Raw genomic sequence first — 24,089 nt, 5'->3', positions numbered from 1 at the left:
AACTGACACCGCATTCAGCATGTCTGCGAGCCATGGGCTTGCACCTTCGAAGGGAAACCCTATGGCCCGGAGCCCGGAAGAGTCGCTCAAGGCGACCCTGGCCAGAGTCGCACCCGGAACTCCGTTGCGTGACGGCCTGGAGCGCATCCTCCGCGGGCGCACCGGCGCTTTGATCGTGCTGGGATATGACCGCACCATCGATTCCATCTGCTCGGGTGGCTTCGACATCGGCATCGATTTCTCCCCCACACGGCTTCGCGAGCTGGCAAAGATGGATGGGGCCATCATCTGCGACAAGGACGCCAGCAACATCGTCCGCGCCGCCGTGCAACTGGTCCCGGACTCGAGCATCGAAACCCAGGAATCCGGTACCCGGCACCGCACGGCCGAACGCGTCGCGATTCAAACAGGTGTTCCCGTCATCTCGGTGAGTCAATCCATGCAGATCATCGCGTTGTACGTGAACGGCCTGCGCCACGTCCTGGAAGGGTCGGAGAAGGTCCTGGCCCGCGCCAACCAGGCACTGGCGACCCTGGAGCGTTACAGCGCCAGGTTGGACCAGGTCACCAGTTCGCTTTCAGCCTTGGAGATCGAGGCTTTGGTCACGGTCAGGGACGTTGCCGTGACCCTGCAGCGCCAGGAAATGGTCCGGCGCATCTCTGAGGAAATTGCCCAGTACGTCCTGGAACTTGGCGAAGACGGCCGCTTGTTGTCCCTGCAGGTTGAGGAACTCACTGTGGGCCGCGGACCTGGCAGTGAAGTGATCATCCGGGATTACTCGGACCCCAACACCACACCCGAGGAGATTGAGGAAGCCGTGCAGGCGCTGCTCAACCTCGGACCCACGGAATTGATCGACCTCAGCCGCATCGCCCACATCATCGGGTTTGCCGGTGGCGTTGAGCAGTTGGACGCGGTGGTCCAGCCGCGCGGCTACCGTTTGCTGTCCGGTTTGAAGTCCGTGCCCAAGGCTGTCGCCGACCGTCTGGTGGACTACTTCGGCGGGCTGCAGAACCTGATGGCCGCCACTATCGACGATCTCATGACCGTGGACGGCATCGGCGATCAGCGTGCCCGTACGGTCCGCGAGGGTTTGAGCCGCATGGCCGAGGCGAGCCTGCTGGACCGGTTCCTCTAAGCCGCCGGCCGCCGTCGGACGCTTTCCGGCAGGTGTCAGTTCAGCTGGAAAACCGCTTTGGGACTGGCCTTGTTTCCCAGCCGCGCCTCAAATGTGTAGTAGGCGCCCCCGGCGCCGGGTTTGGCGTCGATCACGCCGCAGCCTTCCAGCGACCTGTTCCGCTGCCAGGGGAAGTTCGCAGTCTCGCTCTTGCCCGGTTGGATGGTCTTCACCAGGTCCTCCCCGCCGGTCTGGCAGTCCTTGGAGGAGAAAATGCGGTCGGATCCGCTCATCACCACGTATTCCATCTGGGACGTGCCCACGTTGACTTCGCAAGGTGCAGTGCCGCCGTTGGTGATTGTCATGGTGAGCAGCGGCTTTTCTTCCGCACCGTAGGCGGGCTTGTCGGTTTTCGCGGCGACGGTCATCAGGTTGAAGTCGCATACGGGACTGGGCGAAGCCGACGGCGACGGCGTCGTGGACGCTGCGCTCCCCTGCGTAGGCGCTTGCGCGGGTTCGGAGGTGGACACCGCTTGCGGCTCAGGACTCCCGGCGAAAGTCCCGGCGACAGCCAGCGCCCCCACAACCACCAGGGCGATCACCAGCAGCAGGCCGCCGAAAACAACCTGCCGACGACGGCGGTACACGGCAGGGCTGGGCCGCCTCTTTTTCGCCGGGGTTCCGGAGGAGCCGCGGGCAGCACCCTTCGCCGGCGCTGTTGAGCGCGCGGTCGACTGCTGCTTACCGTTGGAGGCCATGCTTCTAGGCTAGGCTCGCGGTTGTCAGGGCACCTAACCTACACGCCGCAGGGCAGCAATCCGGGGCTGTGTGACGTCGGCCATGGGCGGGTGCGCGCGGCCGTTCCACTACAGTGGATGGCAGTATGACACTTCCCGATTCCGTCCAGCTCGCCGGCCTCCACGACGCCCTGGACCAGTGGTTTTCCCGGACAGCCAGGGACCTCCCATGGCGCGAGCCCGACTGCAGCCCGTGGGGCATTCTGGTCAGCGAAGTCATGCTCCAGCAAACCCCCGTGGTCCGGGTCCTGCCCGTGTGGCTCGACTGGATGGAGCGCTGGCCCACACCCGCCCGGTTGGCCGCGGAGCCCTCCGGTGAGGCGGTCCGCCGCTGGGGGCGCCTGGGTTATCCGCGCCGTGCGCTCCGGCTGCACGCTGCCGCCGTCGCCATCCGCGAGCAGCACGACGGCAAGGTTCCCGATACTTATCCGGAGCTCCTGGGGCTGCCGGGTGTTGGCAGCTACACAGCTGCCGCCGTCGCCGCTTTTGCCTTCGGGCGGCGGGAGACCGTGGTGGACACCAACATCCGCCGCGTCCACGCACGGCTGATCTCGGGGAATGCCCTGCCGGCGCCTGCGCTCACTGCGGCGGAGATGCGCCTCGCGGACTCGCTCCTCCCCGACGACCAGGCCATGTCCGTCCGCTGGAACGCCTCCGTCATGGAGTTGGGAGCGATGGTCTGCACGGCCCGCAATCCCAAATGCGCGGACTGTCCCGTCCGCTCCAGCTGCGCGTGGCTCGCGGCCGGTGAGCCGCCGCCGTCGTATACGCCCAAAGGGCAGTCCTGGCACGGCACCGACCGCCAGGTTCGCGGCGCCGTGATGGCCGTCCTGCGCGAAGCGTCACACCCCGTTCCGCGCGACATGTTTGAGCGGGCGCCCGCAGACCTTGGATTCGAGGCCTCGGGCATCGGCATTCCGCTGGCCGCCCTGCACCGGCTGAACTCGGCACCTGAGCAGCTTGAGCGGGCACTGGACGGACTGTTGGCCGACGGCCTGGCGGAGATGCACGACGACGGCTTGCGGCTTCCGGCGTAGCGGTGCGGCCACCGCCGTCCTACTCTGAAGCATGGGGAACATCGGAGTGGCTTTCACGCTGGCGGGGGCCGTGGCCCTGCTGACCGGCTGCGTTGCCGAGCCGGTCGCCTGCCCGGCGATTGGCCATGTGGCGGGAGTGTCCCTCACTGTGGTTGCCGAGTACGCGGACCAGGTCGGCTCCCTGCGGCTGAAGGCCTGCCAGGACGCCGCGTGCACGGAGAAGGACATCATGCTGAACCCAGGCGCCGTGACAGCGGACGAAAGCTGCACGCCGGACGGGGTGTGCTCGGCTACCTCATCTCCGGATGGCACCCTGCAGGGCTTCCTCGAGTTGCCGGCCCTGAGTGAGTCTCCCCTCGAAGTGACGGTGAACGGCACTTCCAAGACCGGCGCCCCGCTGCCCACCCGCACACTGGAGTTCACACCGAAGGGCGACTACCCGTACGGCGAGAAGTGCGGAAGGGTCATTGCGGCCGGCGTGTGGCTGGATGCGGCGGGGCTGCGGCAACGCTGAGTCGGATTCAAATTGAGTTTCCGCATTGTGGAAACTTGCTTCCGATATTAAACATAGCGGGACCTTGGAATTAGCATTCCGGAAACAAGCCTTCCATAGCGTCTTATGTGATCCCGGACCGTGACCTTGCGCGGCCGTTTGCATAGATAGGCGCCATTGTGAAGATTCCAACATCCGCCACGGCTGTGAGCCCCGCGGCAAAGAAGCCCTTGTACAAATCCCTGTTCTTCCAGATCCTGGTGGCCGTGGTGTTGGGGATCGCCATCGGCTATCTCTGGCCGGACCTTGGTTCCGCTCTTCGCCCACTGGGCGACGGCTTCATCCAGCTCATCAAAATGATCATCGCCCCGCTGATTTTCCTGGTTATCGTCACAGGTATCTCCGCTGTGGGTGACGTGAAAGCCGTGGGCCGGGTAGGAGTGAAAGCGCTGATCTACTTCACTGCCGCCACGCTGTTCGCGCTGGCATTCGGCCTTGTAGTAGCCAACGTCGTGCAGCCGGGTGCAGGCCTGAACATCGATCCCGCCACCTTGTCAGCGGATGCGGTGAACGCCAAGACCACCGCTGCTCCGCCCAAAGACGCGGGCCAATTCCTGCTCGGAATCATCCCCACCAGCGTGGTGGGGGCGTTCGCGTCCAACTCATTGCTTCAGGTCCTGTGCTTCGCTGTGTTCTTTGGCGCCGCCATCGTGGTTGTCGGGCGGGAGAAATGCAAGCCCGTCGTCGACGTCATGGAGACCACCTTGGAGCTCTTCTTCAAGATCATGGGCTGGGTCATGAGGGTTGCGCCAGTGGGGGCTTTCGGGGCCATGGCCTTCATCATCGGCCAGTACGGTCTCAGCTCGCTCAGTACCTACGCCCTGCTGATTGCGGCTTGCTATGGCTCAGCCGTGGTCTTCATAGCCTTGCTGTTTGTCGTCGCCTGGGTCTACCCACGCGTCCCGCTGTGGCAGTTCATCAAGTACACCCGCGAAGAGTTCCTGCTGGCCCTGGGTACGGCCTCTACCGAATCGGTGCTGCCCCGCATCATGACCAAGCTGACCAACGCCGGCTGCTCCCGGGCGACAACAGGCCTGGTGGTTCCCACCGGATACTCCTTCAACCTCGACGGCGCCGCGCTCTACCTCTCAATCTCCCTCCTGTTCCTGGCGCAGGCCTTCGGCCACAACCTGGACCTCGGGCAGCAGTTGGCCGCCCTCGGCATCCTGATGCTCACGTCCAAAGGCATGGCCGGCGTTCCCGGATCGGCCTTCCTGGCCCTCTCGGCGACGGCAGGCGCCCTGGGGATCTTCCCGGTAGCGGGAGTGGCCCTGCTTCTGGGTGCCGACCGGCTGATGGACTCCATGCGCGTCGTGGTCAACCTCTTGGGCAATTGTGTTGCCACGTTCGTCGTCTCCAAGTGGGAGGGGCAGTTCGATCGCGAGGCCATGCTGGCGGCATTCCGCGGCGAAACAACCAATACAGAGGTCAGTGAAGCCGCCGCTGAACCTTCCGTCCCGGCACTCACGACTCCCCGGCTGACCTCCGATACGTACTCGGCGTAAAGCCCAGGTATTTCCGGAAGTCGTTCGTCAGGTGCGCATGGTCTGCGTAACCAAGTTCGACGGCGATCGCCGCAAGGTCCGCTGTTGGATCGGACCTTGCGCGCTCGGCGGCATCCTGCAGCCTGCGACGCCGGATAAGGGCCGAAGGGCTCAGGCCAACGTACTTCCTGGCAAGTCTTTGCAGGGTCCTCGGCGATACTGCAAGGCGGCGTGCTGCATCCTCAATCAGGAGCACGTCCGGCTCGGATGCGATGACGTCCACCATCCGGTTGGCGAGCAACGCCTCTTCGGACGGGACTACGTCCTGGGAAGCCAGCCAGCGAGCGAAAGCAGCCGCCGCACGCTCACGGCGGGTGCCGCCGTCGGGCTGAGCCTTTCCGGTAGGCGGCTCCATCGCTGCTGAGACAGCGGAGACAAGGTCTTCCAGGGGCAAGGCAACTTCCTGGTCGCGCATAGTCCCGGGATCGTCGGTGAAGAGCAGGACCGCAGCCGGGCGGAGCAGGGCGCCAACGGCCCAACCCTTGCCGGTGAGGTCCCGGAATGCCGCCCGGGTTGTGGGACCCGAAAACCCCGCAGCTCCGCTTTGCACCACCAGATTGGAGGCGGGGTAGGCGATCAGGTGCTGCCGGGAGGACCGGCCGGGCTCGATATCCCATTCGGGGATCCAGAACCACTGCACCAGATGGGACACCTCCTCGGGCGCCGGAAGGCGATGGAAGGCGGGCAACCGCGCCGGATAAAGGACGCCCTTGAAGGAGCTCTCCACAAGACCTCCGTTCGGTGTGCTGCCGTCAGCGACGAATATACCGCCCCCGGCTGCCGACTGCAGGGGCCACCAGTGGTACTGCCGCGGTGGAGCGCCAGAGTCCCGTCCCTCATGACCGGAATTGCTGCTAGATTATTGCCGGAACTTTGGTGCCAAGCGGCGGCCTGGGTGCTTCACATCCCCCGGTTCTCCCGCACCGGAGTGTCCCGGGCTTCAGCAGGGAGGCCCCTGGTGCTTTGTTCTTGTTTGCGAAGGGCGGGTGGTGTTTGTGCGTTCCGGGGCCGCGGAGGACTGGTCGGATGACGCCAACAAGCTGGCTGATCTGATTGCCAGTGCCGAAGACATCAGGGCGTTCCTGAACGGGCTTACTGAACTGGGCGCGGCGGTAGCGTCCCGGTCCACAGGAACAGCAATTGAGTGTGCGGTGACGTTGGGCCGACGCAAACGTACTGCGACGATTGGAGGCAGCAGCGAACAGGCGATGCTGCTGGACCGGATCGAGCAGTCGCTGGAGCAAGGTCCCTGCATCGACGCCCTGGAGAGCGGGCGCCCCGTCCTTCTCGATGACGCGTTGTCCTCGCCGCAGTGGGACAAATACTGCCAGGAGCTGGCCGCCGTCGGAATGCGGAGCACTCTTGGCGTGCCGATGGAGCTGGAGCATGACTCTGCAGCTGTCCTGAACTTCTTTGCTCCCAAGCCCGGAACATTTACCCGCGAGGCCGTTGCTGACACGCTGACCTTCGCGGGAATCGCAGGCAAGGCCTTGCAGGTAGCAATCCGGATAACCACCCTGAACGAAACAGCGGAGAACCTTGACGCCGCCATGGAAACCCGGTCGGTCATCGACACTGCCTGCGGTGTGATTATTTCGCAGAACAGGTGCACCCCGGATGAAGCATTCCAGATCCTGAAGAAGGCTTCCAACGACCGGAACCAAAAACTGCATGAATTGGCCCGGGCCCTTGTCAACGGCGTTGCCGGCCGCCGTCCATAGCCAGGACTGGACCCGCCGTGAACGGCGTCCTCAGCCGCCCTGCAGCCTCTCCGTGGCCCATCCAAGAAGAGTGAGCTCGAAGGCGGGAGGCCTGAGGGCTTCATGCACGTAGGCATCCAGCTCCAGGAGATCGGCGCTTCCACCTTCTGCCCAATACCGGATCCATAACCGCTCAATCGTCACGATGTCCAGCTCAAGAAGATTCCGAGCTGATTGCCGTGGATCGTTCATCACTGTTCCCCCTAGGTCCGCGCGTATCGATCGTCGGTTCCGTCCTGCCGGCCCCCAGACGTGAAGCTGTGCGAATCTGCAAGCGTCGCTGCCCGGCTGGCGCGTAGCGTCGTTGCCATGACCGACACAACAAGCACAGAATCAACCACTGCAGCCAACGGCCAGTACACCACCCATGGCGTACCCAACGGCCTGACCAGCCTCACGCCGTTCCTGGCCGTAACCAACGCGAGGGAAGCCATACGGTTCTATCGCGACGTCTTCGGAGCCCGTGTGGTGGGCGAGACGGAGATGGGTGGTGTTGTTGTCCACGCGGAGTTGGACTTCGGCCACGGCCATCTCCAACTCGGCGAGCCAAACCCGGACTACCACTTGGTACCGGCTCCGGATGGCGAGGACGATTGCTACTCCCTGGGCCTGTACTGCGCCGACGCGGACGGCCTGGTCCGCAAGGCCGAGCAAGCAGGAGCAACCGTCCGGGAACCGCTGGCCACCTTTGTTTCAGGTGACCGGTACGCCAGCATCCGGGACCCCTTCGGCGTTCGCTGGTCCATCATGACCCGTGTCGAGGACCTCTCCGAGGAGGAGAGCAACCGCCGGGTAGAGGAGTGGGCGGCCCGGCAGGGTTAGCTGAGGCAGAGGCAGAACGGGTGTCCGGCCGGGTCAAGGAGCACCCGGAATGTCTCCCCTGGCTGGTGATCCGCCTTGCTGGCACCGAGGGCGAGTGCAACTTCCTCACTCTTGTCCAGGTCCTCCACAATCATGTCCAGGTGCATTTGCTGCGGGATGGTCTGGCCGGGCCACACGGGAGCCTGATACACGTCCACCTGCTGGAATGAGATGCAGTTGCTGCCGTCACTTGGCCGGATATCGAACCACCCGTCCTTGTCCTCGACTTCCCAGCCGAAGAGTTCGGCGTAGAAGGCAGCCAGTGCGGCCGCATCGGGACAATCGATGACAACACTCGGGAATTTAGCTATAGCCATGGTTAAACCTCGTCAGCTGTCTTTTTCATGCGGGCCAGGGCACTCTTCGTGCCCCGTTGGGTGAGGACGTGGACAACTGCGCCAACGCCGGCGGACACAATGGCGAACACCAGGACACCAGGCAAAGAGTCATTGAGGTCCGTGCCGTCCTTGGGGGCGGGCTTGCCCGTTTTCTTCTCCCAGAGACCTTCCAGCGTCTTGTTGGCGAGCGCGCCGGCGCCCAGGCTCACGGCGAGTCCAAACAGCTTTACCAGTATGTTCACGAAGATCCTCCATCAAGTCAGCTCACTGCCGGAGCAGTATCTCGCACAACAGGACGGGGCCGCTGCAACAGCAGCGGCCCCGTCCACATTCCTAGTCCTTCTTGAAGGCGTCTTTCACCTTTTCGCCGGCACCCTTGAGGTCTGCCTTGACCTGGTCGCCTTTGCCTTCAGCTTCGAGGCCCTTGTCGTCAGTCAGCTTGCCGGCAGCTTCCTTGGCCTTGCCGCCGAGCTTCTCGCCGGCATTTTCCATCTTGTCGTCTGCACCCATGTCGCACCTCTTTCGTCGTAGGAACCTTGTACCTCTACAACATCACTAATCAGCATACTTAGCAATATTTGGCGGAAAATCCGCGCAAACTAAAGCTCACCGAAGCCCTCTTTCACCAGGCGGCCCACGTACTCGACGGCCTTCGAAGCATCCTTCCCCCGGGCTTCTACGTGGAGGCTGGAGCCCTGCCCCGCGGCGAGCGCCATGAGCGCCATGATGGACATGCCGTCAGCGCCGTTCACCGTCACCTCCGCGTCCAGCCCGGACAGTCCGCCTGCAATCTTTGCCGCCGGACGCGCGTGCATTCCCAGGGGGTTGATGAGTTCGAAGTCGCCGGTTGCATCCGGGTCGCCCAGGCCGCTGGCTTCGGCCGGCCCGTCGCGCCGGTCCGGCCCAGCCCCGCCGCCGAAGCTGACCGCTTCGGCGGCCTTGCGCACATCGTCGACGCCGGCACCTCCTTGCGCAGCGACTGCAGCCGCCACGAGCCCTTCCACCAGCGGCGCATCCGCCAGCTGGACGGCGTCCGGATTGCTGGCGAACTCCATTGCCGACTCAGCCGTCATTACCGCCGAACCGAGGTCCGTCAGCACCACCACACCGTCACCACCGGAATCCACCAGGGACTGTTCGACGGCGGCCAGCACCTTCTCCAGGCTGGTCCCGATCCGGTCGTCGTCAGTGCCCCCGGCGGCGGCGAGCTCGACGTCGGGCGCCATCTGGGCGGCGAGTTCAACTGCCCCTTCAGCGATCTTGCTGCTGTGCGAAACAACCACGATCCCAACCGTCATCCGTCACCTGCTCCCGCGCCGTCGACTGGACCGGCCGCTGCTTCAGCGGCTGCCCGCAGCAGCAGCGCGGTTGACGCCGCGCCGGGATCACGATGACCGGCACTGCGGTCGCCCAGGTAGCTTGCCCGGCCCTTACGCGCCACCAGAGGGTCCGTTGCCTTGGCCCCGGCCTCCGCTGCGTCCGCGGCAGCTTCCAGCACGGCCAATGCTTCCAGGCCGCTGGCCGCAGCCTTACTTGCTGCCTCCACGGCAGGAGTCCAGGCATCGATCATTGTCTTGTCGCCAACTTCTGCCTTGCCGCGTGCCACGATGCCATCCCGCGCAGCGATGAGGGCCGCTGCGAGCGCGTCGGCATCGACGTCGGTGGCCTCACCCAGGGAGGTTGCCGCACGCAGGTACGCCGTGCCATAGAGCGGGCCGGCAGCACCGCCCACCTTGGACATGAGAGCCATGGCCGCAGCCTTCAACGCAGCTCCGGCGGTTTCTGGCGGGCTTTCATCGAGCTTCTGCAGCACGGCCTGGAAGCCGCGGTCCATGTTCTCCCCATGATCCGAATCGCCGATTGCCCGGTCCAGCTCAATGAGCTCCACCCTGTGCTCCGCCATCGCCTTGGCAGACAGCCTCAACCATTCCTGCGCCCATTTGACGTCAAGGCCCATGCTCAGGCTCCCCATCGCAGGGCGGCGGTGTGAACAGGGGCGTCCCAGAGCCTGGTCATTTCATCGTCAAGGCGCAGCACCGAGACGGAACAGCCCTGCATTTCCAGGGACGTCACATAGTTGCCCACCAAGGAGCGCTCCACGGTGGCACCACGCTCGGCGAGGACGTGCGCCGCCCGCCGGTAGACGATGTACAACTCACTCAGCGGCGTCCCGCCCATGCCGTTGACGAACAACAACACCTTGTCGCCGGAGGCCAGGGAAAGGTCCTCCAACACAGGTTCAAGCAAGCGGTCCGTGATGGCGTCGGCGCTTTCCATGGCGATCCTGTGCCGGCCGGGCTCCCCGTGGATGCCGATGCCGATCTCGATCTCGTCATCGGCCAGTTCGAAGCTCGGCGTTCCCGCGTGGGGCACCGTGCAACCGGACAGGGCGACGCCCATGGTACGGACGTTCGCAACTACCCTCTCGGCGATGGCCGTCACGGCGTCGAGGTCGTCTCCGCGTTGCGCGGAAGCTCCCGCGATCTTCTCCACCAGGACGGTCCCGCCAACACCGCGGCGCCCGGCCGTGTACAGCGAGTCCTCCACGGCAACGTCGTCGTTGACCAGCACCGACCGGACGCGCACACCTTCGGCCTGCGCCATTTCGGCTGCGGTTTCAAAGTTCAGGACGTCACCGGTGTAGTTCTTCACGATATGCACGACGCCGGCACCCGAGTCGACGGCGACCGTCGCCGGAATGATCTGGTCCGGTGTTGGTGAGGTGAAGACAGCGCCGGGGACAGCGGCGTCGAGCATGCCGAGTCCGACGAAGCCTGCGTGGAGGGGCTCGTGGCCGCTGCCACCGCCGGAGACGAGGGCAACTTTGCCCGCAACCGGTGCACCTTTCCGGACGACGAACTTGGGGTCGGGGTGGACGTCCACGATGTCGGCATGCGCCATGCCGAACCCGTCAACGGACTCGTCCACCACGGCGCGTGGATCATTGATGAGCTTTTTCATTGGATGCTCCTGGCGTGCTGTGGCTGGTGCTCTGACCCTACTACCGGCAGCCGGGGCCCCGGTAGGCCTTACCGGGTGGGAAACAGTACTTAAATAGCGGCAGGAACAGCCCTGATAGCTGTCCCTGCCGCTGTCGATGACGAGCCCCTAGTCCTTGGTGGGCGGAGCCGTCACTCCGTCCGCCTCCGGCCTGGGATTGAACTCGGGCCAGAACGCCGAGTAGAGGTCCGGGTCCGAATTCCTGTCGCCGGTCCAGTGGACTTCATGCGGCCACGGCCCGTGGGGGAGGTCGATCTGGAAGGCGGAGAAATCCGGGAACGTGACCCTATGGTCCATTGTCCGCATCCCCTTCAGCTGTTCAGAACGGCGTCGCCGCCGGTGGCAACGTCTTCCAGCAGGACGGTCTGGTCGATGACCGGCAGCCCTACGACGTGCCCAAAGCTGAACATGTTGTGCGGATCCAATTCGGCCTTGGCCTTGCGGAGGCGCTCACGGACGCTTGGTCCCCACGGACGCTCCCGGTCCTCGGCGTCCACGAAGTGTCCGTGCAGGTTGACGAACGTCCCGCCGCTGGAGGCGTCGCGCAGGTCCTCGCGAACGGCGTCGAACACGCCCGGAAGCAGCTCCGCCAAAGGCGGGACAGCCATGCCCGCCATGAAGAAACTGAACGCGGCGTCGCGGGCTCCCACCATGTCTTCCCCGTCAGCGCAGACAGCCAAAGCCCCACCCAGGAGCCGGATTTCGGCCATCAGCACGGGGCTTGGGACGTCGGGACCGAAGTGCCGCAGGATGGCATCCTTGGCGCCCTGGTCCAGGCGGTCCAGCAGGAAGCCCCGTTCCCGCACGGGCACTGGCTGCTCCGGATCCTGATGGACCATGTCCATTTGGGTGGATTCCAGGGGGCCCGTTCCGTCCATCATGAACGGAGCGCTCTTGCGCATTGGCTCCAGGAGCTGCGTGGCCACAGCGGCATCGCCTTGGTAGGCGTAGCGAAGGTGCACGACGAACTTGCCGCGCAGGGGCTCGGGGACGATGTCCATATCCGGCAGCCGCAGGAACGCCAACGACGCCGATGCTTCCGGTGGCAGCTCCGGCACCCATTCGCTGAACTGCTGCAAGACAGCGGCTGCATGGACGCCGTCGTAGTAGAGGCCGCCGGCAAAGAGGTCCGAACTTGGGAACAAATGGAATTCCATGGCAGTGACGATGCCGAGATTCCCTTTGCCTCCGCGCAAGAGGTAGAAGAGTTCGGAGTTCTCGTCCTTGGTCACCCTGCGCTGGGTGCCATCGGCGGTGACGAGCTCAAAGGCAATGACGTGGTCCGAGGCGAAACCGTACTTGCGGCCGAGGATCGGCAAGCCGCCGCCCAGCGTGTAACCCACCACGCCGACGTCGGTGGTGGAACCGCAGAGTCCCATCAATCCGAAGGTCGCGGCGTGGTCCACCACCGCCCTCCAGCGGACGCCCGCACCCACGCGGGCCGTCTTCTCGATGGGATCGATGCTGAGTTCCAGCATGCGGCGGGTGCTGATCAGCAGCCCGCCTTCAATGGCATTGGTTGCGCCGTGCCCGGTGGACTGTACGGAAACGGGCATCCTGCGTTCTGCAGCCCAACGGACCGCCGCCGCAACGTCCTCTGCGTCGAGGGCGCCGAAGGCAAGATCCGGTTGGTGCTGGGTGGACAAATTAAAGGCCGCTACCTCTGCGGCGAAGCCGGGATCGGCAGGCGTGAACACTGGACCGCGCACGCTGAGTTGGAGTTCTGAAACATCTGAAAAGGACGCGTGGGACTGCATGATCTTCTCTCAAATTGACCGAGTGGTGGAAGCTTCCCCAGCAAGCCTTGACCAGTTTATCCATCAACTGGATATATGAGAAGAGTTAATAAATCACCCATAATCGGGCAGGGTTGATTGCACGCCAAGTTGCGTGGATTTTTTCGCCTGGATTTTTTCGGGAAGTGCCGCGTACGCCCTAAAGCTGCTTGATCATGCGGGTGTTGCCCAGGGTATTGGGCTTGACCCGGGCGAGGTCCAGGAATTCTGCCACACCTTCGTCATGCGAGCGCAGCAGCTCGGAGTAGACCTGCGGGTCAACGGCCGACTGGTCCGCCATGACTTCGAATCCATGGCGCTTGAAGAAGTCCACTTCAAAGGTCAGGCAGAACACCCGGCTGACACCCAGCGCCTTCGCCTCTTCCAGCAGGTTCTCCACCAGCACATGACCCACGCCGCGGCCACGCCAGGAGTCAGCTGCGGCCAGAGTGCGGATCTCTGCCAGATCCTCCCACATCACGTGCAGGGCTCCGCAGCCGATGACCTCGCCGGAATCGGACTCGGCAATCCGGAATTCCTGGAGACTCTCGTAGTAAGCCACAGTCTCCTTGGCCATCAGGATCCGCTCCTCGGCCAAGGGTGCCACCAACCTCTTGATGGCCGCCACATCGCTGGTGCGGGCAGGGCGAAGGCTGAAAGACGATTTCACTCCCCCATCCTAACGAGGTGCGCGGAAGTGGGGGCTTCGTGACCACAAACGTGGGCGCCGCGGTCCTGCGCCAAGACTTATTGGCCTAAGAGTTGGTACGACAGCAATCCTCTTACGCACGGAATCGGCTTCCAGTTCGCAAAGTTCATCCAACGCCAGGCCACGGCCGCAAGCGCGTCTGGCAGCACGGCGGAATACTGGAGATTCCCGACGCCTATGCCCCCGGCATCCGGCGGTTGTGCGGAAGCTGATCCGCCAAGCTGCCGGCCTGCATCAGACCCCCAGCTCCTCCGGCAGCGCAACGTCCTCACCCAGCACCTGCTTGGCCAGGAAGTGTTCCACCACGCCGTACCAGACCTTCGCGTGCTGCGGCTGCAGCACCCAGTGGTTTTCGTCCGGGAAGTACAGGAAGCGGTGCGGGCTCTGGCCATTCTCATCAGCAGGCAGCTGGGAGGAGGACAGGAGCTCGTACCAAAGACGCAGGCCTTCACCGATCGGCACCCGGTAATCCTTGTCTCCATGGATCACCAGCATGGGCGTTTTGATGTTGCCCACGTTCAGGTGCGGGGTATTGGCCATGGCCATCTCCACGGTCATTTCCTTCAGCCAGTACTGGGCCGCATCAGTGGTGGGACCGAACTGGTCCAGCGCCCACAGGCTGGCGTGGGTGACGATCGCCTTGAACCGATCCGTCTGGCCGGCCACCCAGTTGGCCATGTAGCCGCCGAACGAGCCACCCATGGCCGCAGTCCTTGTTTCGTCAATGTCCCGCCTGGCTACCACCGCGTCAGTGATGGCCATCAGGTCCGTGAAGGGCTTCTTTCCCCATTCACCCCAGCCGCGCTGGATGAATTCCTGCCCGTAGCCCGTGGACAGGGCGGGATCCGGCAGCAGGACGGCGTAGCCCTTGGCAACCAACAGCCACGGGTTCCAGCGCCAGGTCCAGGCGTTCCACGAGCCCAGGGGGCCACCATGGATCCACAGGAGCAGCGGTGCGGGGCTGTCAGCGGAGGCCTTGTCCGGGAGCGCCAGATAAGCGGGCACACGCGAGCCGTCTTCCGCCGTCGTCTCCACGCGCTCCAACCTGCCCTTGTAGGCGGGACGTTCCGCCGGCGCCGGCAGCCGGAACACTTCTCCGGTGGCGAGGTCGATCCGCACGGCCTCGGGCGGGAACCCGTACGAGCTGCGCAACGCATACGCTGTGGTTCCGTCGGGTGAAACCACGACGTCGGTGTACGCCGCACCGTCCTTCGTCACCTGGGTAACGCCACCGTCGGCGACATTGATCCTGAAAATCGGCGACGCGCCGTCGTCGTCCGCTTTGGCAAGGATGGCAGAGCCGTCCGGCAGCCAGGCGAGCGCAGTTGCCCATCGGTCCCACTGGTGGGCGAGGGGCTCCAGATCAGTGGTTTCTCCGCCCGCAACGTTCAGCAGGTGCAGCTTTACCTGGGGCGCCTGGGTGGGCGTCGTGTCGCTTTCGCTCTCCACCACCAGCGTGCGGTTATCCGGGCCGACCGGCCCAGGGAAGTAGCTCATGCCCTCATGGTCCAGCAGCACCTTGATGGCGCCCGTGGCGACGTCGACGGCGGCGAGCACCTCGCGGCTGACTGCTTTCGCAAGCGCTTTGGTCATGCTTGTGTAGATGGTCTTGCCGTCGGGACTCACCACGGTTTTGGCCTCACGCAGCGAACCGCCGACACCGGGCGTCAAGTTGCGAAGCGTGAGCGGCGCGCTGGCATCCACGGTGGAAGGTTTGCCGGGCTCCTTCGCCTCGCCCGGCTCCACGGCGAAGAGCCGCGGCTCTGCGGGACCGAGGTCGGCATCCCAGTAGCGTACGGGGTAGCCCGTGTGCAGAATGGCGGAAACTTTTTTATCCTTGCGGGCCTTGCGGCGTTCTTCGTCGTTGTCCTCGTCCGTGGAACCGGCCAGGACCTCGGCATTGACGAAGGTCGCGTCTGCGTCCTTCGCGGCCATGACGGAACTGATCCCGCCGGCCCGGGAGTGCACCACGCGGGCTTCTCCTCCGTCCGCGGGGAGCAGCCATAGTGCGTTGACGGGGTCGGCGTCCGGGCTTTCCGGATCCGGGCGCGCCGAGGTGAAGTACAGGTCGCCATTGGCGGCGAAGACGGCGCCGGCCTCACCTTTGGCGCTTCGGGTGATGCGGCGTGCGTGGTTCCGGCCGCTGGGGTCGAGCTCCCAGAGGGCCGTAGCGAATTCTGTCGCCTTGCCGTTCAGCGTCGTCACGGTGGTGACAAGGCGCTTGCCGTCCGGGCTTAGGGTGAGGCCGGCAACCCGTGGAATGGAGAGGTAGTGGTCCAGATCGTGGAACGGTGTTTCGGGCTGTTCGCCCGAGGCATGAGTGTCAGCAGAGTCCATGCTCTGATTCAACACGAAATGTGCTCCTGATCACACATGTTTTCACTCAGAGTGAAACAGTACTTTCAGATATTCCCCAAGGTCTCAGAGGCGCCGCAAAGCCTCGACTACTGCGACGGTTCCATCTTCGGTAGCTATGCGCGCCGCGAGTTCCTCCGCCCGCTGTGCATACGACGGGGTGTTCACGGCTTGATTGATGGCCTCTCCGAGCCGTTCTGCAGTGAGCTTCTTGTACGGGATTGGCCCGGGTCCGGCACCGAGGGCGGCCACCCGGGAAGCCCAGAGAGGCTGGTCCGTGTAAACGGGCACGCCCACGGTCGGCATACCGGCACGCAAGCCGGCGGCGGTGGTTCCCGCCCCTGCGTGATGAACCACGGCAGCCATGCGCGGGAACAACCACTCATGCGGAACACTTCCGATGCCGATCGCGTCCGGACCCAGGGAACCCTCCACACCCTGCACCACAGCCCTCACCCCGGCGCGGCTCGTGGCTTCGAGGATGAACTCCGGGTCAATGCGTGCACTGCTGCCAAAGCCCACGAAAACAGGCGGCGGACCGTCGGCCAGGAAATCCACCAGGCCAGCAGGCGGTTGCCAATCCTGTTTGACGGCGGGCCACCAATACCCGGCCATCACCAAGCCGGAATGCCAATCGGCGGGCCTCGGGAGAACGGTCGGGCTGACGCCGTGCAGGACAGTGGCCGACGCCTTCCTCCGCCTCCGCTCTCCGGCCGCACGGCTTTCCTTTTTCAGCCCCAGCGCCTTTCGAAGGCGGGCGCTGGGGGCGTCATAGGGCGCCGGGCCAGCGGATGCGCGCTCACCAATGATCCTGTTCCCCAGCGAACCAAGACTGCGTGCCGAGTTCATCAGCACAGGCGGATAGGCGGCGCTTGGTTCGGTCGGCTGCAGGTGTGCCCCGAGGGCGGGAATGCCGAATGCCTCCGCAACGTCATACGCGTAGGGCGCCACCGAATTGGCCAGAATCACGTCGGCCCCAGCCTCGGCCGCCGCGAGAGTGCCGGTGGCGGCATCGTCCATGTACTCCCGGAGGTTTCTCCAGAAATCGAGCACGCTTGTACCCTGGATCTTTGCACCCGGCGCCGGGTGCCTGATCAAAGCCGCCAGGTCACCGGGCAGGAGCCTGAATTCGCACCCCGAATCCACCACCAAAGGCGCATAGGCAGGGTTGGCCGCAATCGCAACCTCGAAGCCCCGGCCCTGCAAGCGGCTACCTAGCCCGGCCATGGGGGCAACGTCACCCCGCGTGCCCGGAGCCACCATCAAAACGCGCATGAATTCCTTTCTCGGATTGCACAAAGCCCCGCCTGCTCCTTGCGGAGCGGGCGGGGCTTTGTGCTGTGAGGCTATGTGCCTTACGCGGTGGGAGCGATCTCCGGGATGCGCGGCTTGGCGTTCCCTTCGAACGTGAACTTGGCGTCGTCACCTTCGCCATCCACATCCACCACGACGATGTCGCCGGAGTGGATCTCACCGAACAGGATCTTCTCGGACAGCTGGTCCTCGATCTCGCGCTGGATGGTCCGGCGCAGCGGTCGGGCACCCATGGCGGGGTCGTAACCACGCGTGGCCAAAAGTACCTTGGCTGCGGGCGTGAGCTCGATGCCCATGTCCTTGTCCTTGAGGCGGCGCTCCAGGCGGGTGACGAACAGGTCCACGATCTCGATGATCTCGTCCTGGGTCAGCTGCGGGAACACCACGACGTCGTCAACGCGGTTGAGGAACTCGGGGCGGAAGTGCTGCTTGAGCTCTTCCGTGACCCGGGCACGCATCCGGTTGTAGCCCGTCTGGGTGTCCGTGCCGGACTGGAAGCCCGTGGCCACGCTCTTGGAGATGTCGCGGGTACCAAGGTTGGTGGTCATGATGATCACGGTGTTCTTGAAGTCCACCACGCGGCCCTGGGAGTCGGTCAAGCGGCCGTCTTCCAGAATCTGCAGCAGGGAGTTGAAGAGGTCCGCGTGGGCCTTCTCTACTTCATCGAACAGGACCACGGAGAACGGACGCCTGCGGACCTTCTCGGTGAGCTGGCCGCCTTCTTCGTAGCCGACGTAGCCCGGAGGAGCACCGAAGAGACGCGAAACCGTGTGCTTCTCGGAGTACTCGGACATGTCCAGCGTGATGAGGGCGTCCTCTTCACCGAACAGGAACTCGGCAAGAGCCTTGGCGAGTTCGGTCTTTCCGACGCCGGTCGGGCCGGCGAAGATGAACGAGCCACCGGGACGCTTGGGGTCCTTCAGGCCTGCACGGGTGCGGCGGATGGCCTGCGACAGAGCCTTGATGGCCTCGTCCTGGCCGACGACGCGCTTGTGCAGTTCGTCTTCCATCTTGAGCAGTCGAGAGGACTCTTCCTCGGTGAGCTTGAAGACAGGGATGCCGGTGGAGTTCGCAAGAACTTCGGCAATCAGGTCTTCGTCAACCTCGGAAATGTCGTCCATGCCGCCGGACTTCCAGTTGCGTTCCTTCTCCGCGCGCTCGGCAATGAGCTTCTGCTCCTTGTCGCGCAGTGAGGCAGCACCCTCAAAGTCCTGGGCGTCGATGGCGGATTCCTTCTCCATCTTCACTTCGGCAATGCGCTCGTCCATGGCCTTGAGCTCCGGCGGAGCCGTCATCCGACGGATGCGCAGGCGTGCACCGGCTTCATCGATGAGGTCGATCGCCTTGTCCGGCAGGAAGCGGTCCGAAATGTAGCGTTCGGCCAGCTGCGCGGCTGAGGCGAGGGCGCCGTCGGTGATCGTGACTCGGTGGTGTGCCTCGTAACGGTCGCGAAGGCCCTTGAGGATCTCGATCGCGTGCGCGACGGAGGGTTCCTTGACCTGGATCGGCTGGAAGCGGCGCTCAAGAGCGGCGTCCTTCTCGATGTGCTTGCGGTACTCGTCCAGGGTGGTGGCACCAATGGTCTGGAGTTCGCCACGGGCAAGCATCGGCTTCAGGATGGACGCAGCATCAATGGCGCCTTCGGCAGCACCTGCACCAACGAGGGTGTGGATCTCGTCGATGAACAGGATGATGTCGCCGCGGGTGCGGATTTCCTTGAGGACCTTCTTCAGGCGCTCTTCGAAGTCACCGCGGTAGCGGGAGCCGGCAACCAGTGAGCCAAGGTCCAGCGTATAGAGCTGCTTGTCCTTGATGGTCTCCGGGACATCGCCGCGGACGATCGCCTGGGCGAGGCCTTCGACGACGGCGGTCTTGCCGACGCCCGGCTCACCGATCAGCACGGGGTTGTTCTTGGTGCGGCGGGAGAGGACCTGCATGACGCGTTCCATCTCCTGCTCGCGGCCGATCACAGGATCGAGCTTGTTTTCGCGGGCAGCCTGCGTCAGGTTGCGGCCGAACTGGTCCAGCACCACTGAGCCGGCGGGGGTACCTTCGGGCTGGCCCTGGCCGGAGCCGCTGCCTGCGGTCTCCTTGCCCTGGTAGCCGGAGAGCAGCTGGATGACCTGCTGGCGGACCCGGTTGAGGTCTGCACCAAGCTTGACCAGCACCTGTGCGGCAACGCCTTCGCCTTCGCGAATGAGGCCGAGCAGGATGTGCTCAGTACCGATGTAGTTGTGGCCGAGCTGCAGTGCCTCGCGGAGCGAAAGCTCAAGCACCTTCTTGGCGCGCGGCGTGAAGGGGATGTGACCGGACGGGGCCTGCTGGCCCTGGCCGATGATCTCCTGCACCTGCTCGCGAACGCCATCGAGCGAAATGCTCAGGGACTCGAGCGCCTTGGCTGCAACGCCTTCACCCTCGTGGATCAGACCCAAGAGGATGTGCTCGGTACCAATGTAATTGTGGTTGAGCATCCGTGCCTCTTCTTGGGCAAGGACGACCACGCGACGGGCACGGTCCGTAAATCTCTCAAACATTTCGCCACACTCCTAGCTACGACGTACTTTGATGCTACGTGCCCGGGCAACACTTTTGGAGCGTGTTCGCCACAGGGGAAACATGACGTCGTTGCGGAATAAATCCAGTTGGCAGCCTTGACCGGAAGCGCCGGCGGTGACACCCTGCCGCCCTGCCCGCAGGAGGAACCCGGGCTGTGGGTTTTCGGACTCGGGCCCCTGGAATCGCGGTGAATCAAAAATGGGCTCTAAGGAGCCTTTCCACCGGGGCAGGGGATTCACAGAATATTCCCAGCCATGGGCTGGCCGGAGCCTAAACAAACCCCGCTTAAACAACGAATGCCCCGGCAGCATCTGCCGGGGCATTGAAGTGATGAATCAGGAATTGGCCTTTTGGTAAGCTTCCTGAATTTCTGCCTGAATACGTCCGCGGCTGTTGACCGTGTAACCGTTGTCACGGGCCCATTGCCGGATCTGCGCGGAATCCTGGTTACGGGCTGCAGTAGCGCGGCCCCGCGTTGCACGACCGGAAGTCTTCCGGGCCTTGGCTACGTATGGTTCCAGGGCCTTCCGGAGGGAAGCTGCGTTAGCGGTGGACAGGTCCATCTCGTAGCTCACGCCGTCCAGGCCAAAGCGGACAGTTTCGTCCGCGGCCCCTTCATCCAGGTCATCGACGAGGATGATTTTTACTTTCTGTGCCATGAGTTGCCTCTCATTCGGAGGGTTGGATAATCAGAAATTCCCCGGGTTTCTTTCTTGATTATCTGTCACGGCAAGCATGCACGTCAAAGAACAATTGGATTCCTCCGTTAGCGGAAGCCAATTGCGGGCTTATTTAGCCGCTGGACCTTCCGGAGCCGGACCCTGATTTCTCAAATTGGCCTCCTCCTGCGCGCGGGCTTCCGCTTGGCGCTCGGATTTATCCGCGTTGAAGATCGACTTCATGGCGAACCAGAAAATCAAACCGACCACCACGGACGGCGCCAGGACTGCGATGTACTCCATGATCAGTGCCCTTCAGGCTTCAACAAGGGGAAAAGAATGGTTTCGCGGATACCGGCACCGGTGAACAACATGACCAAGCGGTCGATGCCAAGCCCGATTCCACCCATGGGCGGCGCGCCATATTCGAGTGCGCGGAGGAAGTCCTCGTCCAGCTGCATGGCTTCTTCATCACCGGCGGCAGACCTGCGGGATTGCTCCGTAAGGCGTTCGCGCTGGATAACAGGGTCAATCAACTCGGAGAATGCCGTACCGCGCTCCATTCCGCCAATAATGAGGTCCCAGGCCTCAATCAGGCGGCCATCCTCGCGGTGCGGGCGGGCCAGGGGCTGGGCCGACGGCGGGTAGTCATAGACAAAAGTCGGGTTAAGGAGCGTGGGCTCGACGATTTCGCCGAAGAGTTCCACCACGATCTTCTCGGCATCCCATTTCGGGTCCACCTTGACGTCGTGCTTGGCGGCAATCGCCAACAACTCCTCCACAGTGGTATCCGGCGTAATTTCCACGCCCACTGCTTCGGAAATACCGGGGTATACCGCAAGCCAGGCCCACTCGCCGTCGAGGTTTATTTCCCCGGCTTCGGTCTGGATGGTGCGGGTACCCACAACATCTGCCACATTCAGGATGATTTCCTTCATGCGATCTGCCATGACGAACTGGTCAGCCCATGCCTCGTAGCATTCAAGCGTGGTGAATTCCGGACTGTGGGTGGAGTCCACGCCCTCGTTGCGGAAGACCCTGCCCATGTCGTAAACACGATCAATTCCGCCCACCACTGCGCGCTTAAGGAAAAGCTCCGTGGCAATGCGGAGGGTCATTTTCTGGTCGAATGCATTCATGTGCGTTTCGAACGGACGGGCCGTGGCGCCGCCGTGGACCAGCTGCAGGATGGGGGTTTCCACCTCCACGTATCCGTGGCGGTCAAGGGTGTCGCGGACCGAACGGGTGATGGCGGCACGCTTGTAAACCATCTCGCGGGCTTCGTCACGGACCATGAGGTCCACGTAGCGCTGGCGGACGCGGGTTTCTTCGTTCAACTCTGCGTGCAGCACGGGAAGCGGGCGCAGGGCCTTGGAAGCCATGGACCAGGAATCTGCCATCACGGACAGCTCGCCGCGACGGGAGGAGATGACCTCTCCCTTGATGAATACGTGGTCGCCGAGGTCGACCAGGGCCTTCCAATCGGCCAGTGCTTCTTCGCCTACGTTCGCGAGGCTCAGCATGGCCTGCACGCGCACGCCCTTGCCGTCCACGCCGCCTTCCTGGAGGGTGGCGAAGCAGAGCTTGCCGGTGTTGCGCACAAAGACCACGCGGCCGGTGATGCCTACGACGTCTCCGGTGGTCTCGTCGGCCTGGAGGTGCCCGTATTTCTCGCGGATTTCGCCGAGGGAATGGGTCCGTTCGACACCCACCGGATAAGCCTCTGTGCCCCGCTCGATCAGCTTGGCGCGCTTCTCCATGCGGATGCGCATTTGCTCGCTGGCGTCGACGGGCTCTGCGGAGGTGTTCAGGGCTGGGGTGTTTGCGGAAGTCACAGTCCTTAAGTTTACCGGTGATTGCGGACCTTCATTTCCGGACTTCGCCCGACGGTGAAAAGCATAGACTCGGACGGTGGAGACATGGACAGTTGAAACGAACGACGGCGGCGGGCACCTTGAGGTGCACAGCTTCAGGCCCGCGTCGGCTGCCACAATCCCCGGTTCCAAAGCGCCCGCGGAAACGGCCGGCGTCGTGCTTGTCCACGGCACCCTGGTGACTGATGCCCTGTACTGGCCGTTCGCGCGTACCCTCAGCGTGATGCTGGGCCGCCCGGTCCACAGCTACAACCGCCGCGGCCGTGGCCATTCGGCACCGCAGCCCCCGGGCTATTCCGTCGACACTGAGATCGCGGACCTCCAGTCAGTCATGGAAAAGAGCGGATCCACCGACGTCGTAGCGCACAGCTACGGTGGGTTCGTGGCGCTCCAGGCCGCACGGCGGACCACCATCAACCGGCTGGTCACCTACGACGCCGCGGTGTCGTTGTCCGGCAACCTGAGCAGCCGGTGGCGGCCGGAGCTGGAGGAAGCAGTCACCGCGGGCCAGTTGGACCAGGCCTGGGCGCACCTTGTACAGGGGTTGGGAACGGCTGGCCCGATTTCCTATCTTCCGATGCGGGCCCTGCGGACTTTGAGCGTGCTGTCCGCCCAAACCAGGCTGGGACTGGAGATGCGTTCCCTGCTGCCCACCGCCGTCGTGGAAATGCGGGCGGTCCTTGACGCTGACGCGCACATTGGGGACTTCACAAAAATCTCCACTCCAACCCTCATGCTCAGCGGCGGCTGGAGTCCGTCATACTTCGCCGAAACGGCCCGGGCGCTGGCCGGCGCGGTGCCCGCGATCGCGTTCGCGCAGGTACCGCTGCAATTCCACGAAGGCCCGCTGCGCCCGGGACGGCGGCTTGCCGCACGGGTGGCCCGGTTCCTCTCGGGGAACCACCTCCCCGTAGGACAGGCAGAAGCCACCTAAGATGTTCCGGTGAAGGAACGCGGGATCAGGACACACGACGGCGGCAGGCTCGCCTTGTACAGCTACGGCGCCGAAGAGGCGCCCGGGGAGCGCAGGGTGGTGCTGATCGGGGGTGCGTTTCTGACGGCCCTCATCTACCGGCCGTTCTCCATCGCTTTGGCCAAGGGCCTGGGTGACGGCTGGGCCGTGGACGTCTACGACCGTCGTGGCCGGGGAAAGTCCACAGGGCAGCCGGACAACTACTCCATGGCGACGGAAGTAGAGGATGTCCGCACCGTTATGGACGCCACCGGTGCACGGAACATCCTTGGCCACAGCCTGGGCGGATCCGTCGCGCTGAATGCCGCACAGGACTTCGCCGGGACCGGCCACGAACCCGGCAAACTCGCTGTCTACGATGCCGCCGTCAACATCGACGGAAGCATGGACCTGGATTGGCTGCCCGGCTTCGCGGACGCTGTGGACAAGGGCGACATCAACCGCGCGATGGCACGGATGCGGCGTGGAATGGAGCCCGGAACAGCCTTGGCCCGAGTACCCGAGCCCATCCTGGCAGGACTCATGGCAGTGGTTTCACGTACCAAGGTGAACAAGGTCTTCCGGGAACTCCTGCCCTCGGGTGTCGGCGAGCTGAAGGCCGCCTTCGAGGACGCCGACACGCCCCGGGACTTCGCTGTGCTGCCGTCGAACACCCATTTCATGGTGGGCAAGAAAAGCCCGCAGTTCTACAAAGTCGCCGCAGCCAGGTTGAACAGGGCCGTCCCCGGGAGCACGTTGGAAGTCTCCCCCAAAGGCTTCCATGGCTCAGTCCCCGCGGCAGTGAATGAACTGGTTTCGGATATCTCGGAGTACTTCAAGAGCTGATTCGGTATCCACATACGGGGTTGCCATGCGGCCGGCTGTCGG

General features: G+C 63.9%; 26 protein-coding genes. 8 read left to right on the top strand and 18 right to left on the bottom strand.

Annotation, left to right across the window (positions count from 1 at the left end):
• Positions 1–61 precede the first annotated feature (61 nt).
• The gene (disA, locus tag PYR64_RS20410) at positions 62–1,138 is read left to right on the top strand and encodes a DNA integrity scanning diadenylate cyclase DisA (protein WP_018780121.1); all 1,077 of its coding nucleotides are present in this window, start codon (positions 62–64) and stop codon (positions 1,136–1,138) included.
• Positions 1,139–1,173: 35 nt separating this feature from the next.
• On the opposite strand, the gene PYR64_RS20405 is transcribed toward disA, so the two are convergent.
• Positions 1,174–1,875 carry a hypothetical protein gene (locus tag PYR64_RS20405; protein WP_275777327.1) on the bottom strand — a complete coding sequence of 234 codons (702 nt, stop codon included), beginning with the start codon at positions 1,873–1,875 and terminating at the stop codon, positions 1,174–1,176.
• A 125-nt stretch (positions 1,876–2,000) separates the two neighbouring features.
• Between PYR64_RS20405 and PYR64_RS20400 the strand changes: the two genes are divergently transcribed.
• The 3 genes from PYR64_RS20400 to dctA all read left to right on the top strand — a co-directional run bounded on the left by PYR64_RS20400 (position 2,001) and on the right by dctA (position 5,009).
• Positions 2,001–2,951 (top strand): A/G-specific adenine glycosylase, encoded by a 951-nt coding sequence (locus PYR64_RS20400; RefSeq protein ID WP_275777325.1) that lies wholly within the window; start codon positions 2,001–2,003, stop codon positions 2,949–2,951.
• 31 nt (positions 2,952–2,982) lie between these two features.
• The gene (locus PYR64_RS20395) at positions 2,983–3,465 is read left to right on the top strand and encodes a hypothetical protein (RefSeq protein ID WP_055973723.1); all 483 of its coding nucleotides are present in this window, start codon (positions 2,983–2,985) and stop codon (positions 3,463–3,465) included.
• Between the two features lie 158 nt (positions 3,466–3,623).
• On the top strand, positions 3,624–5,009 hold the full coding sequence (dctA, locus tag PYR64_RS20390; RefSeq protein WP_275777323.1) for a C4-dicarboxylate transporter DctA: 1,386 nt from the start codon (positions 3,624–3,626) through the stop codon (positions 5,007–5,009).
• On the opposite strand, the gene PYR64_RS20385 is transcribed toward dctA, so the two are convergent.
• Positions 4,969–5,775: a helix-turn-helix domain-containing protein gene (locus PYR64_RS20385; protein WP_275777321.1), complete on the bottom strand. Its 807-nt coding sequence runs from the start codon at positions 5,773–5,775 to the stop codon at positions 4,969–4,971. The two genes, dctA and PYR64_RS20385, sit on opposite strands and share 41 nt — an antisense overlap.
• Positions 5,776–6,037: 262 nt before the next feature.
• Between PYR64_RS20385 and PYR64_RS20380 the strand changes: the two genes are divergently transcribed.
• A complete protein-coding gene (locus tag PYR64_RS20380) occupies positions 6,038–6,769 on the top strand; it encodes a GAF and ANTAR domain-containing protein (RefSeq protein WP_275777319.1) in 732 nt (243 codons plus the stop codon).
• A 30-nt stretch (positions 6,770–6,799) separates the two neighbouring features.
• Here PYR64_RS20380 and PYR64_RS20375 read toward each other — a convergent pair whose 3' ends face one another.
• The gene (locus PYR64_RS20375) at positions 6,800–7,000 is read right to left on the bottom strand and encodes a hypothetical protein (RefSeq protein ID WP_018780114.1); all 201 of its coding nucleotides are present in this window, start codon (positions 6,998–7,000) and stop codon (positions 6,800–6,802) included.
• A 117-nt stretch (positions 7,001–7,117) separates the two neighbouring features.
• Between PYR64_RS20375 and PYR64_RS20370 the strand changes: the two genes are divergently transcribed.
• Positions 7,118–7,630 carry a VOC family protein gene (locus PYR64_RS20370; protein ID WP_275777317.1) on the top strand — a complete coding sequence of 171 codons (513 nt, stop codon included), beginning with the start codon at positions 7,118–7,120 and terminating at the stop codon, positions 7,628–7,630.
• Here the strand turns inward: PYR64_RS20370 and PYR64_RS20365 are convergent.
• The 15 genes from PYR64_RS20365 to lysS form a co-directional block, all read right to left on the bottom strand.
• A complete protein-coding gene (locus PYR64_RS20365) occupies positions 7,627–7,986 on the bottom strand; it encodes a VOC family protein (RefSeq protein WP_275777315.1) in 360 nt (119 codons plus the stop codon). The two genes, PYR64_RS20370 and PYR64_RS20365, sit on opposite strands and share 4 nt — an antisense overlap.
• A gap of 2 nt (positions 7,987–7,988) precedes the next feature.
• Positions 7,989–8,249, bottom strand: a complete 261-nt coding sequence (locus tag PYR64_RS20360) for a DUF4235 domain-containing protein (protein WP_018780111.1) — start codon at positions 8,247–8,249, stop codon at positions 7,989–7,991.
• 91 nt (positions 8,250–8,340) lie between these two features.
• Positions 8,341–8,517, bottom strand: a complete 177-nt coding sequence (locus PYR64_RS20355) for a CsbD family protein (protein ID WP_018780110.1) — start codon at positions 8,515–8,517, stop codon at positions 8,341–8,343.
• A gap of 89 nt (positions 8,518–8,606) precedes the next feature.
• Positions 8,607–9,305, bottom strand: a complete 699-nt coding sequence (dhaM, locus tag PYR64_RS20350) for a dihydroxyacetone kinase phosphoryl donor subunit DhaM (RefSeq protein WP_064723490.1) — start codon at positions 9,303–9,305, stop codon at positions 8,607–8,609.
• Positions 9,302–9,964: a dihydroxyacetone kinase subunit DhaL gene (dhaL, locus tag PYR64_RS20345; RefSeq protein WP_275777312.1), complete on the bottom strand. Its 663-nt coding sequence runs from the start codon at positions 9,962–9,964 to the stop codon at positions 9,302–9,304. Before dhaL ends, dhaM begins: the two co-directional genes overlap by 4 nt.
• A gap of 2 nt (positions 9,965–9,966) precedes the next feature.
• Positions 9,967–10,968, bottom strand: coding sequence for a dihydroxyacetone kinase subunit DhaK (gene dhaK, locus PYR64_RS20340; RefSeq protein ID WP_018780107.1), 1,002 nt, complete (start codon positions 10,966–10,968; stop codon positions 9,967–9,969).
• Positions 10,969–11,115: 147 nt separating this feature from the next.
• Positions 11,116–11,304 (bottom strand): hypothetical protein, encoded by a 189-nt coding sequence (locus tag PYR64_RS20335; protein WP_018780106.1) that lies wholly within the window; start codon positions 11,302–11,304, stop codon positions 11,116–11,118.
• 14 nt (positions 11,305–11,318) lie between these two features.
• Positions 11,319–12,764, bottom strand: coding sequence for an FAD-binding oxidoreductase (locus tag PYR64_RS20330; RefSeq protein ID WP_275777307.1), 1,446 nt, complete (start codon positions 12,762–12,764; stop codon positions 11,319–11,321).
• Between the two features lie 178 nt (positions 12,765–12,942).
• Positions 12,943–13,452 carry an amino-acid N-acetyltransferase gene (locus tag PYR64_RS20325; RefSeq protein ID WP_275777305.1) on the bottom strand — a complete coding sequence of 170 codons (510 nt, stop codon included), beginning with the start codon at positions 13,450–13,452 and terminating at the stop codon, positions 12,943–12,945.
• Positions 13,453–13,725: 273 nt separating this feature from the next.
• Positions 13,726–15,828 carry an alpha/beta fold hydrolase gene (locus PYR64_RS20320; RefSeq protein WP_275777303.1) on the bottom strand — a complete coding sequence of 701 codons (2,103 nt, stop codon included), beginning with the start codon at positions 15,826–15,828 and terminating at the stop codon, positions 13,726–13,728.
• An 84-nt stretch (positions 15,829–15,912) separates the two neighbouring features.
• Complete coding sequence (locus PYR64_RS20315) at positions 15,913–17,121, bottom strand: glycosyltransferase (RefSeq protein ID WP_275777301.1); 1,209 nt, start codon at positions 17,119–17,121, stop codon at positions 15,913–15,915.
• Positions 17,122–17,201: 80 nt separating this feature from the next.
• Entirely contained in the window at positions 17,202–19,694 is a 2,493-nt protein-coding gene (locus PYR64_RS20310; RefSeq protein ID WP_018780101.1) for an ATP-dependent Clp protease ATP-binding subunit, read from the bottom strand.
• A gap of 357 nt (positions 19,695–20,051) precedes the next feature.
• The gene (locus PYR64_RS20305) at positions 20,052–20,375 is read right to left on the bottom strand and encodes an Lsr2 family protein (protein ID WP_018780100.1); all 324 of its coding nucleotides are present in this window, start codon (positions 20,373–20,375) and stop codon (positions 20,052–20,054) included.
• A gap of 129 nt (positions 20,376–20,504) precedes the next feature.
• The gene (locus tag PYR64_RS20300) at positions 20,505–20,678 is read right to left on the bottom strand and encodes a hypothetical protein (RefSeq protein WP_018780099.1); all 174 of its coding nucleotides are present in this window, start codon (positions 20,676–20,678) and stop codon (positions 20,505–20,507) included.
• A 2-nt stretch (positions 20,679–20,680) separates the two neighbouring features.
• A complete protein-coding gene (lysS, locus tag PYR64_RS20295; RefSeq protein WP_039239172.1) occupies positions 20,681–22,210 on the bottom strand; it encodes a lysine--tRNA ligase in 1,530 nt (509 codons plus the stop codon).
• Between the two features lie 76 nt (positions 22,211–22,286).
• Here lysS and PYR64_RS20290 point away from each other — a divergent pair, with 76 nt between their 5' ends.
• Positions 22,287–23,183 (top strand): alpha/beta hydrolase, encoded by an 897-nt coding sequence (locus PYR64_RS20290; protein WP_064723495.1) that lies wholly within the window; start codon positions 22,287–22,289, stop codon positions 23,181–23,183.
• A gap of 9 nt (positions 23,184–23,192) precedes the next feature.
• The gene (locus PYR64_RS20285; RefSeq protein ID WP_039239168.1) at positions 23,193–24,047 is read left to right on the top strand and encodes an alpha/beta hydrolase; all 855 of its coding nucleotides are present in this window, start codon (positions 23,193–23,195) and stop codon (positions 24,045–24,047) included.
• Positions 24,048–24,089 lie beyond the last annotated feature (42 nt).

The sequence above is a fragment of the Paenarthrobacter sp. Y-19 genome, from assembly GCF_029223985.1.
GTDB lineage: Bacteria > Actinomycetota > Actinomycetes > Actinomycetales > Micrococcaceae > Arthrobacter > Arthrobacter nicotinovorans.
Note: the sequence above shows the minus strand (reverse complement) of the source record. Positions and strands in the feature narration are given on the sequence as shown.